At 70.6% G+C, this 19423-nt stretch carries 17 protein-coding genes; 9 read left to right on the plus strand and 8 right to left on the minus strand.

What is annotated here, in order from left to right:
• Positions 1 to 3: 3 nt before the first annotated feature.
• The gene (locus tag IPH07_35170) at positions 4 to 1002 is read left to right on the plus strand and encodes an alcohol dehydrogenase catalytic domain-containing protein (protein MBK6922684.1); all 999 of its coding nucleotides are present in this window, start codon (positions 4 to 6) and stop codon (positions 1000 to 1002) included.
• A gap of 14 nt (positions 1003 to 1016) precedes the next feature.
• Complete coding sequence (locus IPH07_35175; GenBank protein ID MBK6922685.1) at positions 1017 to 2528, plus strand: NAD(P)/FAD-dependent oxidoreductase; 1512 nt, start codon at positions 1017 to 1019, stop codon at positions 2526 to 2528.
• Between the two features lie 6 nt (positions 2529 to 2534).
• Here IPH07_35175 and IPH07_35180 read toward each other — a convergent pair whose 3' ends face one another.
• The gene (locus IPH07_35180) at positions 2535 to 4739 is read right to left on the minus strand and encodes a PQQ-dependent sugar dehydrogenase (GenBank protein MBK6922686.1); all 2205 of its coding nucleotides are present in this window, start codon (positions 4737 to 4739) and stop codon (positions 2535 to 2537) included.
• Between the two features lie 8 nt (positions 4740 to 4747).
• Here IPH07_35180 and IPH07_35185 point away from each other — a divergent pair, with 8 nt between their 5' ends.
• Positions 4748 to 5515 (plus strand): nitroreductase family protein, encoded by a 768-nt coding sequence (locus IPH07_35185; GenBank protein MBK6922687.1) that lies wholly within the window; start codon positions 4748 to 4750, stop codon positions 5513 to 5515.
• Here the strand turns inward: IPH07_35185 and IPH07_35190 are convergent.
• Together IPH07_35190 and IPH07_35195 are read right to left on the minus strand one after the other, a co-directional pair.
• On the minus strand, positions 5499 to 6974 hold the full coding sequence (locus IPH07_35190; GenBank protein MBK6922688.1) for a M20/M25/M40 family metallo-hydrolase: 1476 nt from the start codon (positions 6972 to 6974) through the stop codon (positions 5499 to 5501). The genes IPH07_35185 and IPH07_35190 overlap by 17 nt on opposite strands.
• Before the next feature lie 25 nt (positions 6975 to 6999).
• Positions 7000 to 7842 carry a ferritin-like domain-containing protein gene (locus IPH07_35195; GenBank protein MBK6922689.1) on the minus strand — a complete coding sequence of 281 codons (843 nt, stop codon included), beginning with the start codon at positions 7840 to 7842 and terminating at the stop codon, positions 7000 to 7002.
• A gap of 93 nt (positions 7843 to 7935) precedes the next feature.
• On the opposite strand from IPH07_35195, the gene IPH07_35200 reads away from it, so the two are divergent.
• A complete protein-coding gene (locus IPH07_35200) occupies positions 7936 to 8733 on the plus strand; it encodes a MerR family transcriptional regulator (GenBank protein ID MBK6922690.1) in 798 nt (265 codons plus the stop codon).
• A 10-nt stretch (positions 8734 to 8743) separates the two neighbouring features.
• Here the strand turns inward: IPH07_35200 and IPH07_35205 are convergent, their stop codons facing one another.
• Entirely contained in the window at positions 8744 to 9778 is a 1035-nt protein-coding gene (locus IPH07_35205; GenBank protein MBK6922691.1) for a PA0069 family radical SAM protein, read from the minus strand.
• 30 nt (positions 9779 to 9808) lie between these two features.
• Between IPH07_35205 and IPH07_35210 the strand changes: the two genes are divergently transcribed.
• Entirely contained in the window at positions 9809 to 10822 is a 1014-nt protein-coding gene (locus tag IPH07_35210) for a hypothetical protein (protein MBK6922692.1), read from the plus strand.
• Positions 10823 to 11139: 317 nt separating this feature from the next.
• Positions 11140 to 11790, plus strand: a complete 651-nt coding sequence (locus tag IPH07_35215) for an alpha/beta fold hydrolase (protein MBK6922693.1) — start codon at positions 11140 to 11142, stop codon at positions 11788 to 11790.
• A 40-nt stretch (positions 11791 to 11830) separates the two neighbouring features.
• On the opposite strand, the gene IPH07_35220 is transcribed toward IPH07_35215, so the two are convergent.
• The gene (locus tag IPH07_35220; protein ID MBK6922694.1) at positions 11831 to 12757 is read right to left on the minus strand and encodes a DUF4388 domain-containing protein; all 927 of its coding nucleotides are present in this window, start codon (positions 12755 to 12757) and stop codon (positions 11831 to 11833) included.
• A gap of 261 nt (positions 12758 to 13018) precedes the next feature.
• Here IPH07_35220 and IPH07_35225 point away from each other — a divergent pair, with 261 nt between their 5' ends.
• From IPH07_35225 to IPH07_35235, 3 genes are read left to right on the plus strand one after another with little or no spacing between them, the layout of a single operon-like run.
• Positions 13019 to 14665: a hypothetical protein gene (locus IPH07_35225; GenBank protein MBK6922695.1), complete on the plus strand. Its 1647-nt coding sequence runs from the start codon at positions 13019 to 13021 to the stop codon at positions 14663 to 14665.
• A 16-nt stretch (positions 14666 to 14681) separates the two neighbouring features.
• On the plus strand, positions 14682 to 15428 hold the full coding sequence (gene gloB / locus IPH07_35230) for a hydroxyacylglutathione hydrolase (GenBank protein ID MBK6922696.1): 747 nt from the start codon (positions 14682 to 14684) through the stop codon (positions 15426 to 15428).
• Between the two features lie 6 nt (positions 15429 to 15434).
• Positions 15435 to 16352, plus strand: coding sequence for a prenyltransferase (locus tag IPH07_35235; GenBank protein MBK6922697.1), 918 nt, complete (start codon positions 15435 to 15437; stop codon positions 16350 to 16352).
• A 76-nt stretch (positions 16353 to 16428) separates the two neighbouring features.
• On the opposite strand, the gene bla is transcribed toward IPH07_35235, so the two are convergent.
• The 3 genes from bla to IPH07_35250 form a co-directional block, all read right to left on the minus strand.
• Entirely contained in the window at positions 16429 to 17265 is an 837-nt protein-coding gene (bla, locus tag IPH07_35240) for a class A beta-lactamase (protein MBK6922698.1), read from the minus strand.
• 221 nt (positions 17266 to 17486) lie between these two features.
• Positions 17487 to 18542: an NAD-dependent epimerase/dehydratase family protein gene (locus IPH07_35245; GenBank protein ID MBK6922699.1), complete on the minus strand. Its 1056-nt coding sequence runs from the start codon at positions 18540 to 18542 to the stop codon at positions 17487 to 17489.
• Entirely contained in the window at positions 18542 to 19405 is an 864-nt protein-coding gene (locus IPH07_35250) for an acyltransferase family protein (GenBank protein MBK6922700.1), read from the minus strand. Before IPH07_35250 ends, IPH07_35245 begins: the two co-directional genes overlap by 1 nt.
• Positions 19406 to 19423: the final 18 nt, after the last annotated feature.

The raw sequence follows: 19423 nt of genomic DNA on the forward strand, positions 1-19423 counted from the left end.
CGCATGCAAGCCCTGGTCTTCGACGGCACCCTGCAGCTGCGCGAGCTGCCCGACCCCACGCCAGGGCCCGGCGAGGCCCGCGTGGCAGTGCGGATGGCCGGCATCTGCAACACCGACCTCGAGATCACGCGGGGCTACGCCGCGGACGCGTCCGGGGCCACGACCCACGCGCGCGTGCTCGGCCACGAGCTGCTGGGCGTCGTCGACCGCTGCGACAACCCGGCGTGGCTGGGTCGCCGCGTGGTCGGCGAGATCAACCTCGGCTGTGGTGCGTGCGAGCGCTGCGATCGCGGGCTCGCCAAGCACTGCGCGACGCGACGCGTGATGGGCATCCGCGATCATGCGGGCTGCTTCGCGCAGTACGTGGTGCTGCCGCTCGCCAACCTCCACGAGGTGCCGCCGGGTGTCACCGATGAGGCCGCGTTGTTCACCGAGCCGCTCGCCGCGGCGCTGCAGGTGCTCGAGCAGATCGACGTGCCCGTCGGCAGCGAGATCGCAGTCGTGGGCGACGGCAAGCTGGGCTTGCTGGTGGCGATGGCGCTGGTCGAGCACGGCGCACGCGTGACGGTGCTCGGCCGGCATCCCCACAAGCTCGCGATCGCCGGCGGGCTCGGCTGCAGCATCGCGCGCGGCGACGAGCTGCAGCCCGCGAGCTTCGATCGCGTGGTCGAGGCCACCGGCGGCGCCGAGGGTTTCGCCCTGGCGCAGCGGCTGCTGCGACCACGCGGCACGTTGGTGCTGAAGAGCACCTTCCACGGCGAGACACCGGTCGCGATGGCGCCCATCGTGGTCGACGAGCTGACCATCGTCGGCTCGCGATGCGGCCCGTTCGGTCGCGCGCTCGCGCTGCTGCAGCGCGGCCGCGTCGACCCGCGGGCGTTGCTCGAGGCGCGCTACGATCTCGCCCACGCGACCGCAGCGATGGCCCATGCCGCACGCCGCGGTGCGCTCAAGGTCGCGCTCGATCTTCGCGAGGGTGCCCGCGGTCTCGCGACGCCCTGATAGCATCGCGGGCGATGCCCGACACCAGCCGCGAGTTCGACGTCACCGTCATCGGAGCCGGCCCGTCGGGCTTCGCCGCCGCGATGCGGTCGTGGGACTTCGGCAAGCGAGTGTGCCTGGTCGAGCGCGGCCGCCTGGGTGGTGCCGGGGTTCACAACGGCGCGTTGTCGTCGAAGACGATGTGGGAGCTGTCCCGCGACTATCGCAACGCCACACGACGCGATCGCGGCTTCACGACCACCGGCGTCGAGGTGCACTTCGGCGCGGTCTGTGAGGCCGTGCGGATGGCCACCGACACCAAGGTCGAGCACATGACGCGGCAGCTCCGCGAGCTCGCGACACCGCTGCCCGGTCACCCGGGCTCGATCACGCTGGTGCGGGGCCAGGCCAAGTTCGTCGATGCGCACACGCTGCAGGTCGAGGACCCCGAGACCGGCGAGCGCCGCAGCATCAGCTCGCACGCGTTCGTGATCGCGACCGGCTCGCGACCACGGACGCTGCCCGACATCCACGTCGATGGCGAGGTCATCCTCGACTCCGATCACATCGAGTCGCTGTCGCGCTTCCCCAAGAGCCTGGTGATCCTCGGCGCCGGCGTGGTCGGCTGCGAGTACGCGACGATCTTCTCGAACTTCGGCCAGACCAAGGTCAACCTCATCGACCGCGCCGAACGAATCCTGCCGTTCGAGGACGCCGATGTCTCACGGCTGTGCTCGAGCAACCTCGAGCGCAAGGGCGTGACGATCCACCATCGCGCGAGCCTGGTGTCGATGCGCCGTGACGGCGACGAGGTCGAGTACACGATCGAGCACGCCACCGGCGGTCGCGAGACCATCCGCGTCGAGCGGGCGCTCGTCTCGATCGGCCGCGTGCCCAACTTCGAAGGTCTCGAGCTGGCGAAGATCGGCGTTGCGATGACCGAGAAGGGCCAGCTACAGGTCGACGACACCCAGACCTCGGTGCCGCACATCTACGCCGCCGGCGACGTGACCCTCGACATCGCGCTCGTGAGCATCGGCGAGATCGAGGGCCGCCACGCGGCCGAACGCATCTGCGGCGCGCCCTACCAGCCGTTGTCCTACGACAACCTCTCGACCATCATGTTCCTCGACCCCGAGGTCGCCGCGATCGGTATCAACGAACAAGAGGCGCAGAAGCGCCGCATCCCCTACCGCGTGGCCGTCTACAACTACGCACTCGTCAACCGCGCGATCGCGATGCGGGCCACCGACGGCTTCGTGAAGCTGTTGGTCACCGACGACGAAGAGATGCGCATTCTCGGCATGCGAGCGCTCGGCGTGCACGCCTCGACCACCATCGAGGGCGTCTCGCTGATGATGCAGTCCAACCGCTCGGTCCGCGAACTCGCCGAGCTGCTGCATCCGCATCCCGCGGTCACCGAGGGCCTGCAGGACTGCGTGCGCATGCTGATGGGCACCAGCATCCACAAGCCCGAGGTATTCCGAAACGACCTGCGCCTCAGTCGTGTCGACTACGCACCCGACGGTGCGCCGCACAGCAGCTGAGCGCGATCACGGGCACGCCGCGAGACTGGCGATCCAATCGTGCACCACCTGCGCGTGCGGATCGGGCACCGCGGTCGCCAACGGCGGCATCTGGCCCAGGCCGCGGCGGTGCAGCCGCTGCCAGATCACCGAGCCCTCGGGGTCGCCGGGCACGATGCGCACGACGCTGTCGACCCACGCGTTGTAGTACTGCGTCATCACGTTGCAGGTGTGTGTGTCGGCGAGCGGCGTGGTGTAGCGCAGGTCCATCGTGAGCGCCGCCGGAGTCCAGCCGCCGGGACGATGGCAGTGGCCGCAGTTGCCGTGCAGGTACGCGCGTGCGCGCTGCTCGAGCGGGGCCTCGGCGTCGTCGGGGCTCGCGATCGGCGTGAGCTCCGGCACCGCCGCTTCGAACATCCCGATGTCGCGCCACGCGGCGAGCTGGTCGGCCTGCACGTGGCCGTAGTCGTGGATGCGATCGAGCTGATCGATGCGAGGACCGAGCGCGTTCGAGGCCCCGAGCCCATGGCAGACCTTGCAGCTGGCACGGCTCGGCCACGCGTACTCGAACTCGTTCGCCACGCCGTCGGTGACCACCGACAGCATCGTCGTCGCGGCGCCGTCGAGCAGCGTCGCGTCGCTGCCATCGTCGTTCCACCGGTACGAATGGAACTGCCAGCCGAACTCGCGGCGCACCATCACGCGCGTCTCGACCGATCGCCGCGTCGCCGGGTCGGCGGCGTCGAAGTCGAACGCGAAGTTCTTGATCAGCAGGGTGCCGATCGGAAAGCCGAAGAAGCCCTCGTCGTCGACCTCGATCTGCTGGCCGGGGGGCAGCACCACGTAGCGCTGCTTGACGGCACCATCGGTCCACAGCGGCGCGTTGATGTCGTAGGGCACCACGCCGACGGTGGGCGTCAGCGCGCGCAGATCGTCGAAGCAGCCGCTGTCGGAGAGCGTGGTCGGGAACACCGCCGGGTCGGCCGGCACGATGACACGCTCGGTCGCCTCGCCGCCCAGCAAGTAGATGCGCCCGGCGTCATCCCGCGCGATCGCACTCGGTGGCGACGCGGTGACACCGAGGATCTCGTCTTGGATGAGCACCTCCTGCGAGTCGGTGTCGAGCCCGCGCACGCGGCCCGAGCAACGATCGGCGTAGATCAGCGCGCCGTCGAGATCGGGAAACTCGGCATCGCGCGCGACCACGACGCCGGCAATGCCGCAGTCGCCGTCGACACTGCGGTAGCTCGCCGACGGCGGCAGGGTCGAGAGCTCACCGCAGTCGCCGCCCGGCAGCAGGCACGTGCCGCCGTCGAACCACGGCCAGCCGAGGTTCGACGCCGAGTCGATGTGATCGATCTCGGATTGCTCCGCGCCGACGTCGACGCAGTACGGCTTTGGATCGCCGGGATCGAAGACGCAGCGCCAGGGATCGCGCAGGCCTCGCGCCCAGACCTCGCCGGCGTGGCCGCCCTCGCCGACGTGGGGGTTGTCGGGCGGGATCGCGTAGGTGCCGGTGGCATCGAGCGTGCGGACGTCGAGGCGAAGCAGCTTGCCGCGGCGATCGCCGAGATCCTGCGCGACGGCGTCGATGTCGTCGCCGGGATCGCCAACGCCGATGTACAGCATGTCGTCGGGGCCGAACACGAGCGCACCACCGCTGCGATCGCCCACGCTGCCCGCGAGCTCGAGCACGACGTGTTCACTGAGGGGGTCGATCACGCCGGTGTCGAGATCGGCCCGGAAGCGCGAGATGACCCCGCGCTCCGGCAGGTTCTTCGACTCGAAGCGCACGTAGACGTCGCCGCTGTCCGCGTGGTCGGCGGGCAGCGCGATCGCGACGACGCGCGATGCCCGTGCCGTGAGATCGAGGGCCGGCTGCGGGACGCCAGCGACATCGAGGACATCGAGGGAGAGATCGACACGCGCGACGTAGGTGCGACCGCCGTCGGGGGCCTGCGCGAGGTCGACGATGGCCGCATCGTCGAGCGCAGGCTCGAACGCGACCGGCGGCAAGAGCCCGGGGGCGAGGCCATCGAAGCGGCACGCGATCACGTCGGGTCGGGGCGGCAAGGGCTCGCCACCGGTGGTGTCGGCGAGGCCGCTCTCGCTGCCGCCGGTGCTGGTGCCGGTGCCGGTCTCGCTGCTCTGCGCAGCGGCGTCGTCGTGGGATCGACACGCGAACAGCAGCGCGAACGAGCCGACGAAACGGCGCGTGCTGGCACGGAACACGTAGGACCATGTTCGAACCACAGCGACCGCAGGGGCAAGGTGACCACCGCGCAATCACTGCGTCTGCTGGTAGATTGACGGGCGTGACCGACACGCCCGTGGCCCCCGCGACCCTGCCCCATCGCACGCCGCGTGTGCCCGCAGACGAGCTCGTCGCGCGCGCGCAGGCGATTTACGCGCGCATGGACCAACGTCGTAGCGTGCGAGCGTTCAGCCCCGACCCGGTGCCGCGCGAGGCGATCGATCTCGCGATCCTCGCCGCCGGCACCGCACCGTCGGGCGCGCACATGCAGCCGTGGACGTTCGTCGCGATCGACGACCCGGTGACCAAGCGCGAGATCCGTCTCGCCGCCGAGGCCGAGGAGCGCATGAGCTACGAGGAGCGCATGTCCGAGGAGTGGCTTCAGGCACTCGCGCCGCTGGGCACCGACTGGCACAAGCCCTACCTCGAGATCGCGCCTTGCCTCGTCGTGGTGTTCGAGCAGGTCACCGGCCTCGACGACGAAGGCCAGCCCCGCAAGCACTATTACGTGCGCGAGAGCGTCGGCATCGCGTGCGGCCTGTTCATCTCGGCGCTGCACGAGATGGGGCTCTGCACGCTCACCCACACGCCGAGCCCGATGGGCTTCCTCTCGCGCATCCTCGGCCGACCCAAGCACGAGCGGGCGATGATTCTCTTTCCGGTGGGCTACGCGGCCGACGATGCCACGGTGCCTGCGCTCACCCGCAAGCCGCTCGAGCAGCTGCGCGAGTGGAATCCTAGCGTGTCGCCGTGACCACGACGCTCTGATAGAAGCGTACCGCCCGTCCGATTTCGTCGACGGCCACACGCTCGTCGGTGCCGTGCAGCCTGCGACGGTCGACGTCATTCATGCGGATCGGCAAGAAGCGATACACGCGATCGGTGAGCCCGGTGTAGTAGCGCGCGTCGGTGGCCCCGACCACCAGCGAGGGGCTGAAGATGGCCTCGGGCCAGATCCACGCGATCGCCGACTGCAGGTGGTCCCAGCCCGGGCCCTGCATCGGCGAGGTCGGCGAGGGATCCCAGCAACGATCGACGCACCGCACCGCGATCTCGTCGTCGTCGACCACGGCGTGGATGTGAGCCTCGACGTCTGCGACGGTGTCACCCGGCAGCACACGGAAGTTGACGATCGCACGGGCGTTGGCGGCGAGCACGTTGTCGGCGCTGCCGGCCTCGAAGATGGTCGGCGCGGTGGTGGTGCGTACGATCGCGTTGCTCGCGGGATGCCGCGCGAGCACCCGCACGACCAGCGGATCGAGCAGCCAGCGATTGGCGAGCGCGAGCCGGGCCACGAAGCCCATCTCCGGGGTCAGGCGATCGATCATCGCCGACGCCGCCCCGCGCAGCTCGCCGGGCATCTGCTCACCCTCGAGTCGCGTGATCGCAGCGCCGAGTCGACCGATCGCACCGTGGGTCGGCGGCATCGAGGAGTGGCCGCCCTCGGCGCGCAGCGTGAGCTCGAAGCTGGCGACGCCCTTCTCGGCGATGCCGACCAGCGCCACTGGTGCGACCACGCCGGGCAGGATGCCTTCGATCACCGCTCCGCCCTCGTCGAGCACGAACTGCGCCTTCACGCCGTGCTCGACCAGCCACGACGCGAGCACCTGCGCCCCTTCGCGACCACCGACCTCTTCGTCGTCGCCGAACGCGAGCCACACGTCGCAGGCCGGCTCGTGCCCCGCGTTCAACAACGACTCGACCGCCGCGAGCAACGCGATGACGCTGAGCTTGTCGTCGAGCGCGCCGCGACCCCAGACGAAGCCGTCGGCGATCGCCCCCGAGAACGGTGGGTGGGTCCAGTCGGCCTCGGTGCCGGGCTCGACCGGCACGACGTCGAGGTGGCCTGCGAGCACCACCGCCGGCGCCGATGGATCGCGGCCGCGCCAGTGGTAGAGCACTGCCGCGGTGCCGACCGGCACCCGCTCGAGCCGCTCGTGCACCTGCGGGAAGCGGGCGCGCAGCAACCCATGGAGCTGCTCGAACGCCGCTGGCGTGCCGCCCGTGCTGCGCGAGACGGTGGGGATCGCGATCGCGTCCGCGAGCGCCCGCGCGACCTCCTCGACGGCAACCTCGGGCACGCTCGGCGCCGGTCCGGGATCGACCTGCGGCGCGGTCACCGTGGCCGCCCGCACCGCACAGACCAGCGACAGCGCACCGAGCCCGAGAGCGGTCCACTTCAGCGCGCGGACGATGGGACGGCGGCGAGCCACGCCGCCGCACGATACCACGGCGTGTTCACGCGGCCTTGCGCGCCTGCGCGAAGGCATCGACCGTGTCGGACAGCCGCAGCAAGACGTCGCCGAGGCGTGAGCGCCCCTGGGTGACGCCGTCGACGTAGCCGCGCACGAGTCGGTAGGTCGGGTGGCGGGCGATGTCCGGGTTGCGATCACCGAGCTCGACGTAGCGACGCATGGCCTTCGCGGCCTCGTCGAGCTCGAGACCCATCGCGACGAGGTTCTCGCGGCTGCGCGCCATCATCGGTAGGTAGCCGAAGAACATCGCGTAGAGGCCGGTCGGCCGCACGAACGCCTTCACCAAGTCGAGCGTGTTCTGCCACGGACCCTGGGCCTGCCCGTAGTACTCGAGCATGTGGAAGTCCATCGCGAGGTGGCGGGCCTCGTCGGCGTTGATGCCCTCGAACGCGCGATGACAGATCGGATCGTCGACCACTCGCACGAGGTACTTCACCAACGCGCCATCGAGCACCAGCTCGGTCATCGGGATGATCGCGGAGAACACCGAGGGGTGCACGCGTGCCGCGTAGTGTTCGAGCGTGTCGATCAGCCGACGCACGCTGGGGTTGGGCTGTGGCCGCTCGTGTCGACCGAGGATTCCCCAGCGCACCATCAGCAGTCGCTCGGCCTCGGCATGCCGCGCCTCGTCGATCGCGAACGACTCGAAGATCGCCTTGCGCGTGGGGTCGGGCTCGTTGCCGGCCATCGCGTCGAACACGATCGCGGCGGTCGATTCGATCCAGTAGAGGTCCGCCATGAACGGCTTGAGCTGCCGTGCCTGGTCACCGTTCACCCGCTCGGCCCCGGCTGCGTCCCACGGGACTTCATCGGTATGCCATTGCAATCGTTGACATTTCTCGAGGAGCCGACGCTCGTCCAACATGCTCTCACCCCTGCACGATCAACTGTTACACCTTTTGGTGTAGAGTTTCAAGGCATGGTCTCGACGGCCCGCTTCGTCGCCCCCGACCCGCCCCCTGGCGCTGCGCGAGGGGCCGACCCCGCGTCGGCGCGGATGACCATCGATGCGCTCGCGATGGCGGCGAACACCACGACCCGCAACGTACGCTCGCTGCAGACCCGCGGCCTGCTGCCGCCGCCGGTGATGGTCGGGCGGGTCGGGCACTACGACGGCGCACACCTCGAGCGCCTGCAGCTCATCGCACGCCTGCAGGAGCGCGGCTACTCGCTGGCCGCGATTGGCGATCTGATCGCGGCGTGGCACGGGCAGCGCAGCGTTGCCGAGCTGCTCGGCTGCGAGCGCGAGCTCTCGCCGGTCCACGAGGCGCCGATCGAGGCCACGCTCGCCGAGCTGATGCAGCGCTTCACCGGCCTGACCGACGAGCTGGTCGCCCGCGCGATCGAGCTCGAGCTGGTGGTGCCGCTGCCGGCGGTGGCGGGCGAGCCCCCGCGCGTGCGCGTGCCGAGCCCGCGCCTGCTCGAGGTCGGTCGCGCGCTACAGGCGATCGGCATCCCGCTGGCGGTCGCGCTCGACCAGCTCGCGATCCTACGCGAGGGCACCTCGCACCTGGCCAACGCGCTGGTCGCCATGTTCGCGAATCACATCGTGCAGCCGTGGGCGCAGGCCGGCCACTCGCTGGCGACGCTGCCGGAGCTGGTCGATCGCATCCGTCGTGCGAAGCCGCTGCCGCTGGTGGCGGTCGAGTCGTTGCTGCAGCAAGCGATCGAGCGCGAGGTCGAGCGCGTGATGGCCACGATCGTGCCGCGACCCTAGCAGCACGCGACTACTCGTCGAACAGCGGCAGCTGTCGGCGGTCGCCCGCCGGCGGTCGGCGGAAGCTGCTCGTGTCGTGCTCGAAGCGCTCGGCGGCCTCGAAGCCCAGCCGGCGGTGGTGCGCGGCGAACAGCGACTCGATGGCCTGCCAGCGCGGACCCTCACCGCGCATGCGGCTGCCGAACGCGGCTCGATTGAGCTCGCCGTCACGCACGTCGCGGATGCTCGACAGCACGTGCTCGGCCCGCAGCGGCAGGCTCGCGCGCAGCCGCTCGGTGAAGACCGTGCGCACGCTGGTGGGCAGCCGCAGCATGATCATGAACGCGAGCGTGGCTCCGGCCGCGCGCGCGCGGGCGAGTACCTCGGGGATCTGTGGGTCGTTCAGGCCCGGGATCACCGGCGAGATGCTCACGCCGGTGCGGATGCCCGCCGCCGACAGCACCTCGAGCGCACGGAATCGGCGCGTGAGGCTGCTGGCGTAGGGCTCGATCGCGCGGGCCTGGGCGTCGTCGGCGAACGGGATGCTCACGAACACGGTGCAGGCCGCCGTGCGGGACAGCTCGGCCAACAAGTCGACGTCGCGCTCGACCAGCGCGCCCTTGGTGACGATGCCGACAGGGTTGCGGAAGCGCAGGCACACCTCGAGCATGCGCCGCGTGAGGCCATAGCTGGCCTCGAGCGGCTGATAGCAGTCGGTGACACCGGAGAACGCGAGCATGTCGCCACGCCACGACCGCGATGCGAGGCGGTCGTACAGCAGCTCGGCGGCGTTGCGCTTGACGACGATGCGGCGCTCGAAGTCGGTGCCGGCCCCGAACCCGAGCAGCTCGTGGGACGGTCGCGCATAGCAGTACGCGCAACCGTGGAAGCAACCGCGGTAGGGATTGACGCTGTAGCGGAACGGCACGTCGGGGCTGTCGTTCTCCACCACGATGCTGCGGGCCTCCTCCTCGTAGACCGACAACGCGGCGGCCGGGGCTTCGCCGAGGTATTCGACGTGCGTCGACTCCCACGGGTTCGGCGGATTCGCGACCGGGCGTGGCACCTGCCACTATGCTATCCCGTCCGACAGCCCTTGCCCGCCGAACGCCACGACTCCGCCAGTTCTTCGCACGCGCGACTGCTCGCGTTGGCGCCGCTGGTGGCCTGCGCCGGATGCACCGGTGAGCTCGCGATCTTCACGACGCTGGCGTTCAGCATGAGTCTTGGCGCGTGGCTACTGGGTCGCGATCGATTGCGACGCAGCCTGTACGAGGCCGAGCACATGCGGCTCGCGATCGCCTCGGGGCAGCACCGCGCGCTCGAGGACGACCTGCGCAAGCAGCTGGCGCTGGTCGAGGCGGGTGAGGCGGTGAGCGCCGAGCGTGAGTGGCTCGCGCGGGCGCAGCTCGGCGGCTTGCTGCTCGCGGAGTGGCGCCTCGACGAGGCCGCGGAGATCTACGGCACCCTGCACGAGCCGCGCTCGCCCCAGCTCGCCGCGCTGGCGGCGTTTGGTCGCCACGAGCTGTCGGTGCTCACGAGCACGCCCGACGAGCATCGCCTTCAGATGATTCGCGACGACCGCGACACCTGCTTGCAGCACATGCCCGCGAGTCATCGCGTCGAGGTCGCGCGCGCATGGCAGGCCCTCGAGGGGCTGTGTCTGGTGCGGATGGGTCGCGCGCGCGAGGGACTGCCGTTGCTCGAGACCGGCGCAGCCACGCTCGAGTACAGCCCCGCGTTGGTGGTGTACCTGTTCCACCTCGGCCAGGCCTACGAGCACATCGGCGAGCGGGCGCTGGCGCAGGCGCGTTACGAGCAAGCGATGTCGGCGTTCCCCGGCACGCGCCTGGCGAGCGAGGCACGTGCGCGGCTGCATGCGCTCGGTGCCGGCGAGGGCGCGATGTTCCGCGGCATGCTGCCCGAGGCGCCGAGCGTCGCGACGGCGTCGACCGCCACGCTCGCGATCGCGTCGGCCGCCGCCCACGCCCCTGCGCTGTCGGGTGACGACGAACCGTTTGCGCTGCACGGCGACGTCGATGGCTCCGCGCAACTCGCTGCACGCCGCGGCGACGATCGACCACGCGCTCGCGACGACGACGAGCCATGAACGGCCAACGATCGGCGCTCGTCGGTGCATCGATCCGTGAGCGCTGTCACGATGCACGATCACGGCTGCGATCGCGGCTGCACACCCGAGCTCCGACATCGCGGCGCGGCCGCGCCACCGCGATGCCACAAACGTCACCAAAACGCGGTTCCGTGTGACGGGTCTGCTATCGTTCCGGTGACGTGGCCGCCTCGACCTCGGGTCGCTCTGCCTTCGGCGCCGTGCTCCGCACGGTGACCCACGGTGCTGCCTACGCGCGGCACTTGGCGCGCGGAAACCACGTTCCGGGCGATCTGACGTCGAGTCGGCCAGGCGCGGTGCCGGTGCTGCTCGTGCACGGGTTCCTCGGCACCCGCGGCACGATGATGCCGCTGGCCAAGCGCTTCCAGGACGATGGCCGCACGACCTTCACGTACCACCACGGCACGTTCCAGCTGCGCTCGTTGCTGAGCGGCGCACAGGAGCTGGTCGAACACATCGATCGATTGCAGCGCACGCTCGGCGTCGAGCGCTTCGATGTCGTCGGCTTCAGCATGGGCGGGCTGATCGCGCTGCAAGCGGTGAAGTTCATGCAGGCCCATCGCGCGATCCGCCGCCTCGCGCTGCTCGGCGCACCGACGGATGGTACGTGGGTCGGTCTGCTCGGCGTCGCGACCATGGGGTTGCTGAGTCAGAGCGTGTGGCAGTGCCTGCCGACCAGCGACTTCATCGCGGATCTCCGCGCCGCACCGCTGCCACCGGGCCTGCGCGTGCGGCAGATCCACGCCTCGCAGGACGCCCTGTGCCCCCTGCCGGAGCCGCTCGAGGGCATCGATCGCGACCACGACTTCATCGTGCTACCCGGCGGCCACTCGTCGCTGGTGGTCAGCCACGGGTTCTATCGCGAGCTCAAGAGCTTCTTCGAGGAGTCGCACGGCGACGACGCGCGCTCGCCCGGTGGGCATGACGCCGAGGCTGCGGCCGAGTAGGCAGCGCTGGCGCGAGTTCCTCGGCGCGCCGCCCGAGCGGTCAGAACGAGAGCACGCCCTTGTTGCGCAGCCCGACGAGCTGCTTCATCAACGTGATGTCATCGACGGTGCTGCTGTCCATGACCTCCCACCAGCCACCGGCCTCGAGGACGTCCTGCACGAGGTCGAGCTCGGCCGCGGAGAGCTTGTTCCACCGCACCGGCGACGGCTTCACCACCGTCACGGTCTGGCCGTAGACCGGCAGCGAGGCTTTCTTGCCGAGGTTGGCGAGCTCGTCCTGCTGACGCGCGGCCTCCATCAGCATGTGCTCGAGCGACTGGTTGATCTCGAGCGGCGGATTGTCGATCGGCGTGTTCTCGAGCTCGAACATGCCGCGGTCCCAGTTGAGCATGCGCAGCAGCGCCTTCTCGGGGTGCAGCAGGCGGTTACCGACGATGTCGGCGTAGTAGACCCGCCCCTCGCGCAGGTGCAGCGCGCCAACGCGACCACGACCGACGTCGCGGACCTTGAGACAACCGGTCTTGCGGCTGGTGGCGAGCCACTGCAGCACGTCCATCAGCGGAATGTCCTCGATGCTGCCGGTCATCGAGCGACCTGCGACATCGTTGGGCCGGCGGCGACGCTGCTCGCCGGCGCGGCGCTGCGCGACCTCGGCGACGTCCTTCAGCTCGACCTTCGCGAGGCTCGAGCCGATCGCGATGCGATCGCCCTCGCGCAGGCAGTGCTGCAGCACGCGTTCGCCGTTGACGAGCGTGCCGTTGCGCGAGCCGAGATCCCGCACCCAGATGCGGCCGCGCGCGCCATGGAAGCGCGCGTGCTTGCGACTCACCGCATCGTCGGAGAGCACGAGGTCGGCCTCGGTGCTGCGACCGGCGATCACGGCCTTGCCGGCCTCGAGCGCAAAGTCCTGGCCCTGATACTTGCCGCGGACGAAGTGGAGCACGAAGACTGGCGCGGCTGGAGCCATGATCCCTACCATCGCCAGGATCGCTGCCGGCGCGGTGTCGCGTCAAGCCGGCCAACCACGGGCCGTGAGTCGACGCGCGTGCATGAACCTCCATGTCGCGCCGTCTGGGATCGCGACAGCAATGCCGCGCGCGAACGCAGGATCGGGACATTTTGGCTCGCACGCGTGCCCACCGTCACGGGCATTCGCGCCGGCGAGAACATTACCGATTGCGATGTGCGTCCCAGGGGTTCAGAAGTGAAAGAGAGGGTCTTGGTGAACATGCGTGCTCGATCAGCGCTCGCCGCGCTCCACCGTCCAGGCAAGTTGATCGCCTTCGCGGCTCTGCTGGGCCTCGGTGGCCTCGTGAGCAGCGGCTGCGCGCGATCGCGGATCGACGACACCAACTACCCCTCGGGGCAATCGCCGCGCACGATCATCGCGCAGCCCGGGACCTACGACGACATCTACGTGACCGAGTCGACGGTCACGACCACGACCACGACCACCACGACCACCGACGGCGCGCCAGTTGGTTACGACACCCTCTCCGACGGCTCGCGCGTCGAGGTCGTCACCTACGTGCACAGCTACCCCGAGGCGATCGAGACCTTCCCGCGCGTGTACTGGGGCGGTCAGTGGTACTACAACGTCAACGGCGACTTCGTGTTCTGGAGCCCGACCTACGGCGGTTGGGTCTACTACTGGGGCCCGCCCGGACCGCTGGTCACCTGTTGGAACGGCTACTACCCGTGGGCGCCGTACTCGTGGGGCGTCGGCTACTACGGCGCGGGTTGGTACTGGGGCGGCGTGAGCTACTACGGCTACCACGCGTACGGCTTGCCCGTCGCGAACCAGCAGCATCACCATCACCACTACTGGGCCGACAACGGCGGGCCCAGCAAGCCGCCGTCGCAGGGCGCTCCGTCGCATCCGTCGAGCCCGGGTGGTCCCGCCTCCGATGGCCCGCGCCGCACTCGCCCGGCCGCTGTCGCCGATGGTCCGCGTCGCAACCCGGTGAACGCAGGCGCGACCCGAGCCGATGCCGCGGGCACCACCCGGACGCCGGGCGACGGTGCGCGCCGCAACCCCGTCGGCGACGCGCGCAACGGTGGCCTGGCGGCGCCGGGCAGCGCACCCACGCGGAAGCAGGATCCCGCGGTCGCCTCGGCCGCACCCTCGCGCCTCGCTCCGACCGCGGTTTCGCGTGATCCGAGCCCAGCTGCGAAGACCGGTGCCGCACCGGTGCGTACGGTGCCGGTCGCCCGCGACGCGGTTGCGACTGGGCCCGCGCGTACGCCCACGCGCAACAACTCGTACACCACCGCGTCGGGTCAGCGCGTCACCACGATCGATCCGCGACGCCCGAGTGCCGCGCCGGTTCGATCGGCGCGTACCGTGGGCTCGTTGCCCGCTGCGAATGCACCGGCCCGCGTGGCCAACGATCCCTTCGCGTCGCCGGCCACCGCGCGGCCGCGCTGGGATCAGCCCGCCGCGCCCTCGCGCTCGTGGAGCTCGGGTGGCGCGTCGCAAGGCCCGGTGACGACCGCGCCCGCGCGCAGCAGCGCGCCCGCGCGTAGCGCCGGTGGCAACACGCCAGCGTGGTCGGCCGGTCGCAGCAACCCGGCACCGTCGCGCTCGTACAGCCCGCCATCGCGCACCTCGGCGCCCTCGCGTGCGGCCAGCCCATCGCGCTCGTACAGCCCGCCATCGCGCTCGTACAGCCCGCCATCGCGCTCGTACAGCCCGCCATCGCGCTCTGCTAGCCCCTCGCGCTCCGCTAGCCCCTCGCGCTCCGCTAGCCCTTCTCGCTCGTACTCGCCGCCGTCACGCTCGTCGGGCGGCTCGCACAGCAGCCCCAGCCGCAGCGCACCGTCGCACCACAGCAGCCCGAGCCGCAGCGCCCCCTCGCGCGGCCACCATCGTTGATCGTAGGGTTGGCCGCATGGTCGACCTCGTGATCACGGCGGTGCCGTGCCTCAGCGACAACTACGCCTACCTCGTGCGCGCCCCGGGTGCGAGCGCGGCGTGGGTCGTGGATCCCTCCGAGCACGCGCCCGTGATCGCGGCGCTCGAAGCCCACGGCCTGCAGCTCGCCGGCGTGCTCGCCACCCATCATCACCCCGATCACGTCGGCGGCATCCCGGGTCTGCTCGCGCACTACGGTGAGCGCCCGGTCGGGGGGCATGCAAGCGATCGCGAGCGCATCCCGTCGCAGACGCTGTTCGTCGACGCGCCGACCGATCGCTTCATCGACACCGACGTCGTCATCGACGGTCGGCGCGCGCTGGCGGCCCACATCCCCGGCCACACCCGCGGTGCGATCGCCTGGTACCTGCCCGCGCACGGCGGCGACGTCGGCCACGTCTTCACCGGTGACACGTTGTTCGCCGCGGGCTGCGGTCGCCTCTTCGAGGGCACGCCCGCGCAGATGTACAGCAGCCTCTCGCTGCTGTGCTCGCTGCCGTCCGAGACCAAGATGTGGTTCGGGCACGAGTACACGGCCTCGAACCTGCGCTTCGCCGCGGCGACCGAGCCCGACAACGCCGCGGTAGCCGAGCGCGCCGCCGACCTGCCGCCCTGCACCACGCCGACCACGGTCGCGCTCGAGCGCGCGACCAACCCGTTCGTGCGGGCCGGCGGTGCCGAGGAGCTCGCGCGTCGTCGCAGCGCGAAGGACACGTTCCGGTAGTCCGCCATGGTCGAGCGAGCGTCGACGCTGCGCGCGTGGCTACGAGCCGCGCGACCGCTCGCACAGGCCAACATCGCGGTGCCGCTGGTGTTCGGGCAGGCGCTGGCGGTTGCCCACGGCGCGCGCTTCGATCCGTGGATCTGCGTGCTCGTGCACGTGTTCGGCGTGCTCGATCAGCTCGTGATCGTGTTCGCCAACGACGTCGCGGACGAGGCCGGCGATCGCCTCCATCGCGCACCGACGCCGTTCTCGGGTGGTTCACGGGTGCTGGTCGACGGACTGCTCGATGCACCGCGGCTACGCGCAGCCGCGATCGCAGCTGCGATCGCGCTGGTGGGTCACGCGGGTCTGCTTGCGTCGGTGTGGCATCGACCGCTCGCGCTCGTGGCCGCAGGCGCGGCCCTGCTGCTGCTGCTCGCGTACAGCTACGGCCCTTTGCGTCTGTCGTATCGCGGTGGCGGCGAGCTGGCGCAGGGCCTGGGCCTCGGTGCAGTGCTGCCCGCGTTCGCCTACGCGATGCAGGCCGGCTCGCTCGACGGGCTGTCGCCGCTGATGCTGCTGCCCACGATCTTGCTCGGGATCGCAGGCAACATCGTCACTGCGCTGCCCGACGAGCCCGCCGATCGCCTCGCCGACAAGCGGAGCTGGCCAGTGCGCGTCGGCGTCCGTGTCGCTCGCAAGCACGCACTGCTGGTGACCGCACTCGCCATCCTCTGCACGCCCCTGGTGCTGGGCGACGACGCGACCCCCGAGCGCCTGTTCGCCACCGAAGCGCCCGCGCTCGCGCTGCTCGCCGTCGCCGCACTGACGTGGCGCTCGGCGCTGATCGAGCGCCGCCGCGAGTGCATCGCATTCGTGGTGGCGGCCGCCGGCGCCGGCTCGCTCGCGATGCTGGCGTGGAGCGTGTCGCTGCTGTGGCGCTGATGCGGGCCCCGACGATCCCCGTGCCGACGAGACGACGCGGCCCCAGGCTTGCGCGCCGCGACGCGCCCGCGCGCCGCTACACGCCCGCGGCGATCCAGCGCCCGACCGCAGCGAGCACGGCCTCGTCCTGGTCGCGCACGTCCTGTGCGACGAAGCGCGTGTCGAAGTAGGTCGCGACCACCAGCGGTGCGCGATCGGGCGGCTCGATCCACGCGATGTCGTTGACCCTCGTGGTCATGCCGTCACCGACCATGGTGCCGGTCTTGTCGCCCGCGACCCACGCCGCCGGCAGCCCCGCGCGCAGGCGCCTGGCGCCGGTCTGGGTCTCGATCATCCAGCCGCGCAGCAGCGCCTGCGACGGCGCAGAGAGGCCACCCGTGCCCTTGCCGAGCAGACGAGCGATCAGCGTCGCCATCGCGCGCGGCGAGGTGGTGTCGCGGGGATCCTCGCCCTCCACGACGTTCATCCACGGCTCGAGGCGATCGAGCCGCGTGACCTGGTCACCGTGGTCGCGGCAGAAGGAAGTGAAGCCCGCTGGGCCACCCAGCACGCCGAGCAGAGCGTTGGCCGCCGGGTTGTCGCTGGTGGTCTGCGCCGCATGGGCGAGCTCGCCGATCGTCATGGTCGCGTGCTTGGCCTTGCGCGCCAGCGCCTCACGCACCCGCGGCTCGGTCACGGGCGCATGCGGCACGAGATCGGCCTCGCGCAGCTGCACCTCGCCGTCGAGCCGCAGCGCGCCGGCGTCGACGCGCGCGAGCACCATCGCGGCCAACGCGAGCTTGAAGGTCGAGCACATGCCGAAGCGCTCGTCGAGGCGATGACCCACAACCTCGCCGCTGCCGGTATCGAGCAGCGCGACGCCGAGGCGGCCCTCGCCCTCCATCGCCGCGAGCGCGTCGACGGGCCACCGCACACGCGTCGTCGTCGTCGTCGCCGATGTCGTCGATGCCGGCGGCGTCGACGGCTCGGGCGCCGCGCTCGACTCGGGCACAGCGCTCGCGCTGCCGCCAGGGCCACAGCCCCACACGAGGGCGCTCGCGCCGAGGGCGAGCAGGCATTCACGACGCGAGCACTGGCGCTGCTGGAGCATGGGCCGCCCGTACGCGCCACCCGAGGCCGGCATTCCGTGTCCGCTCAGGCGCCCGGATCCGGCGAGCGAGCCAGGGCGAGCACCTGCTCGGCGTTGTCGCGGAAGATCTTCTGGAAGCGACTGTCGTCGAGCACGAGGCTGAAGTAGAGCCGCTTGGGGTGGAAACCGGCGTGATAGCGCGTCATGCCCAGCGCACGTTGCAGGCGATTGACGACACCGAGCGCAGGGCCCGGCACGCGCACCGGCCGGATGCCGCGCTCCTCGAGGAACTTCGACAGGGGTCCGACGGTGAGGCCGGCGACGTTGTAGACGCCCTTGCCATGCAGGAAGATCGCCAGCAGCAAGTCGCGCGCGAGGCGTTCCTTGCTGGTGGGGTTGATCATCGGGTCGAAGCCGACCGGCAACACCGGGGGCGTGCTCTCGAAGAGCAGGTTCACGCCCGAGAGCACGCCGCCGCCGAACACACCGCTGGGCCGCAGCACCATGACCTCGCAGTCGGGGCGGTCCATCTTGGCGCGGCACATGAACTCGGCGTCGATGGTGTCGCGCAGGATCGGGTGCACGTCGGGATCGAGGTTGAGATCGCCGTCTTCGCGAACCTTGTAGTCGCTGCGGGGGCCGATCTTGTAGACCGCGTCGGACGAAAGAAAGATGTACTTCGACGCGCCGTGCCGCAGGGTCGCGTCGAGCAGGTGGCGCGCCGAGTTGACGTTGAACTCGTGGCTCTCGACGCTGTAGCCGCGCGGGTTGCCCTGGAACGCCAGGTGCACCAGCGTGTCGAGTGGGCGCTCGCGCAGTCGATCGAGCAGGAAGAGGTTGTCGACCTCGCGGCGCTTGCTGAGGTCGGCCGACGCGAAGATGAAGCGCTCCGGGTCGCAGCCAAGCAGCGAAGGCGGGCACGCACCGCGATCGACCCCGAGCACGAGGTCGACCTCGGGCGCCGCCAGCAGGCGCTCGATGAGGTGGATCGCGACCCGGCGGCGCGCACCGGCCACGAACACGCGACGCGCACCCGCACGCAGCGTCCCCGGGGTCGGCATCTCGGCGGGGTTCACCAGCGCGGCGGCCTTGAGTGTGGGGATCTTGCGGCTGTCGGACATCAGCGATTGCCCCCCTCGTACTCGCGGCGCTGCTCGAGCCCGCGTTGGATCAGATCGGCGACCGCGTCGCGCACGCGCTCGACCTCGCGCTCGCGCACCTCGACCGAGCGCAAGGCGTCGGGATCGATGTCGATCGGCTCGCCGTAGTGGATGAAGTAGCGCACCGGCTTTGGCAGCAGCCCCAGCGGGCCCAGCAGCGGGAAGGTGGTGGTGATGGGGAAGTACGGCAACCGCAGCGCGCGCGCGAGCGGCTTGAGATCGGCGACCATCGTCATCTGTTCTTCGGCGCCGACCAGGCCGAACGGCACCACCGGCACGCGATGTCGCGCCGCGAGCTCGACATGACCGTGGCTGAACGCCTGCAGCTCGTAGCGACGCTCGGCGGGTTTGCCCAGGGCGTGCGCGCCCTCGGGAAAGATGCCGATCACGTGGCCCTCTTCGACCAGACCGTCGAAGTTGCGACGCGTGCCGGGCATCTGGCCGAGGCTGCGGAAGAAGACCCCGAGGAACGGCACCTGGTAGACGAAGTAGTCGACCATGAACCGCATCAGTCGCGGCGGCTCGGAGTAGCGGAACACGTCGACCGCCAGCATGACCGCGTCGAACGGCAGCACGCCGCTGTGATTGCCAACCACCACCGCCGCGCCGCTTCGCGGCACGTGCTCGTGCCCGGCCGAGACCACGCGGAAGTAGTGGCGGTGCAGCCAGTAGCCGATCGCGTAGCCGAACCCGAGCGTGTCGGGCTCGGTGCCGAATGGATCGGTGCCGAAGCCGGCGTCGGACAGCGAGTAGGCCTGCACGCGCTCCCACTCGGACTCGGGCAACAACGCCCGGACCAGCTCGGCCTTGCGTCGCCCGATCATGCCCCGCCCGATCATCGG

The organism is Deltaproteobacteria bacterium (genome assembly GCA_016709225.1).
GTDB lineage: Bacteria > Myxococcota_A > Polyangia > Nannocystales > Nannocystaceae > Xiheibacterium > Xiheibacterium phototrophicum.

Bases quoted from the DNA above. Each gene is read 5' to 3' on its own strand.
- IPH07_35170 (MBK6922684.1), top strand. From the start codon at position 4: ATGCAAGCCCTGGTCTTCGACGGCACCCTGCAGCTGCGCGAGCTGCCC.
- IPH07_35175 (MBK6922685.1), top strand. From the start codon at position 1,017: ATGCCCGACACCAGCCGCGAGTTCGACGTCACCGTCATCGGAGCCGGC.
- IPH07_35185 (MBK6922687.1), top strand. From the start codon at position 4,748: ATGTTCGAACCACAGCGACCGCAGGGGCAAGGTGACCACCGCGCAATC.
- IPH07_35200 (MBK6922690.1), top strand. From the start codon at position 7,936: ATGGTCTCGACGGCCCGCTTCGTCGCCCCCGACCCGCCCCCTGGCGCT.
- IPH07_35220 (MBK6922694.1), bottom strand. From the start codon at position 12,757: ATGGCTCCAGCCGCGCCAGTCTTCGTGCTCCACTTCGTCCGCGGCAAG.
- IPH07_35225 (MBK6922695.1), top strand. From the start codon at position 13,019: ATGCGTGCTCGATCAGCGCTCGCCGCGCTCCACCGTCCAGGCAAGTTG.
- gloB (MBK6922696.1), top strand. From the start codon at position 14,682: ATGGTCGACCTCGTGATCACGGCGGTGCCGTGCCTCAGCGACAACTAC.
- IPH07_35235 (MBK6922697.1), top strand. From the start codon at position 15,435: ATGGTCGAGCGAGCGTCGACGCTGCGCGCGTGGCTACGAGCCGCGCGA.
- IPH07_35245 (MBK6922699.1), bottom strand. From the start codon at position 18,542: ATGTCCGACAGCCGCAAGATCCCCACACTCAAGGCCGCCGCGCTGGTG.
- IPH07_35250 (MBK6922700.1), bottom strand. From the start codon at position 19,405: ATGATCGGGCGACGCAAGGCCGAGCTGGTCCGGGCGTTGTTGCCCGAG.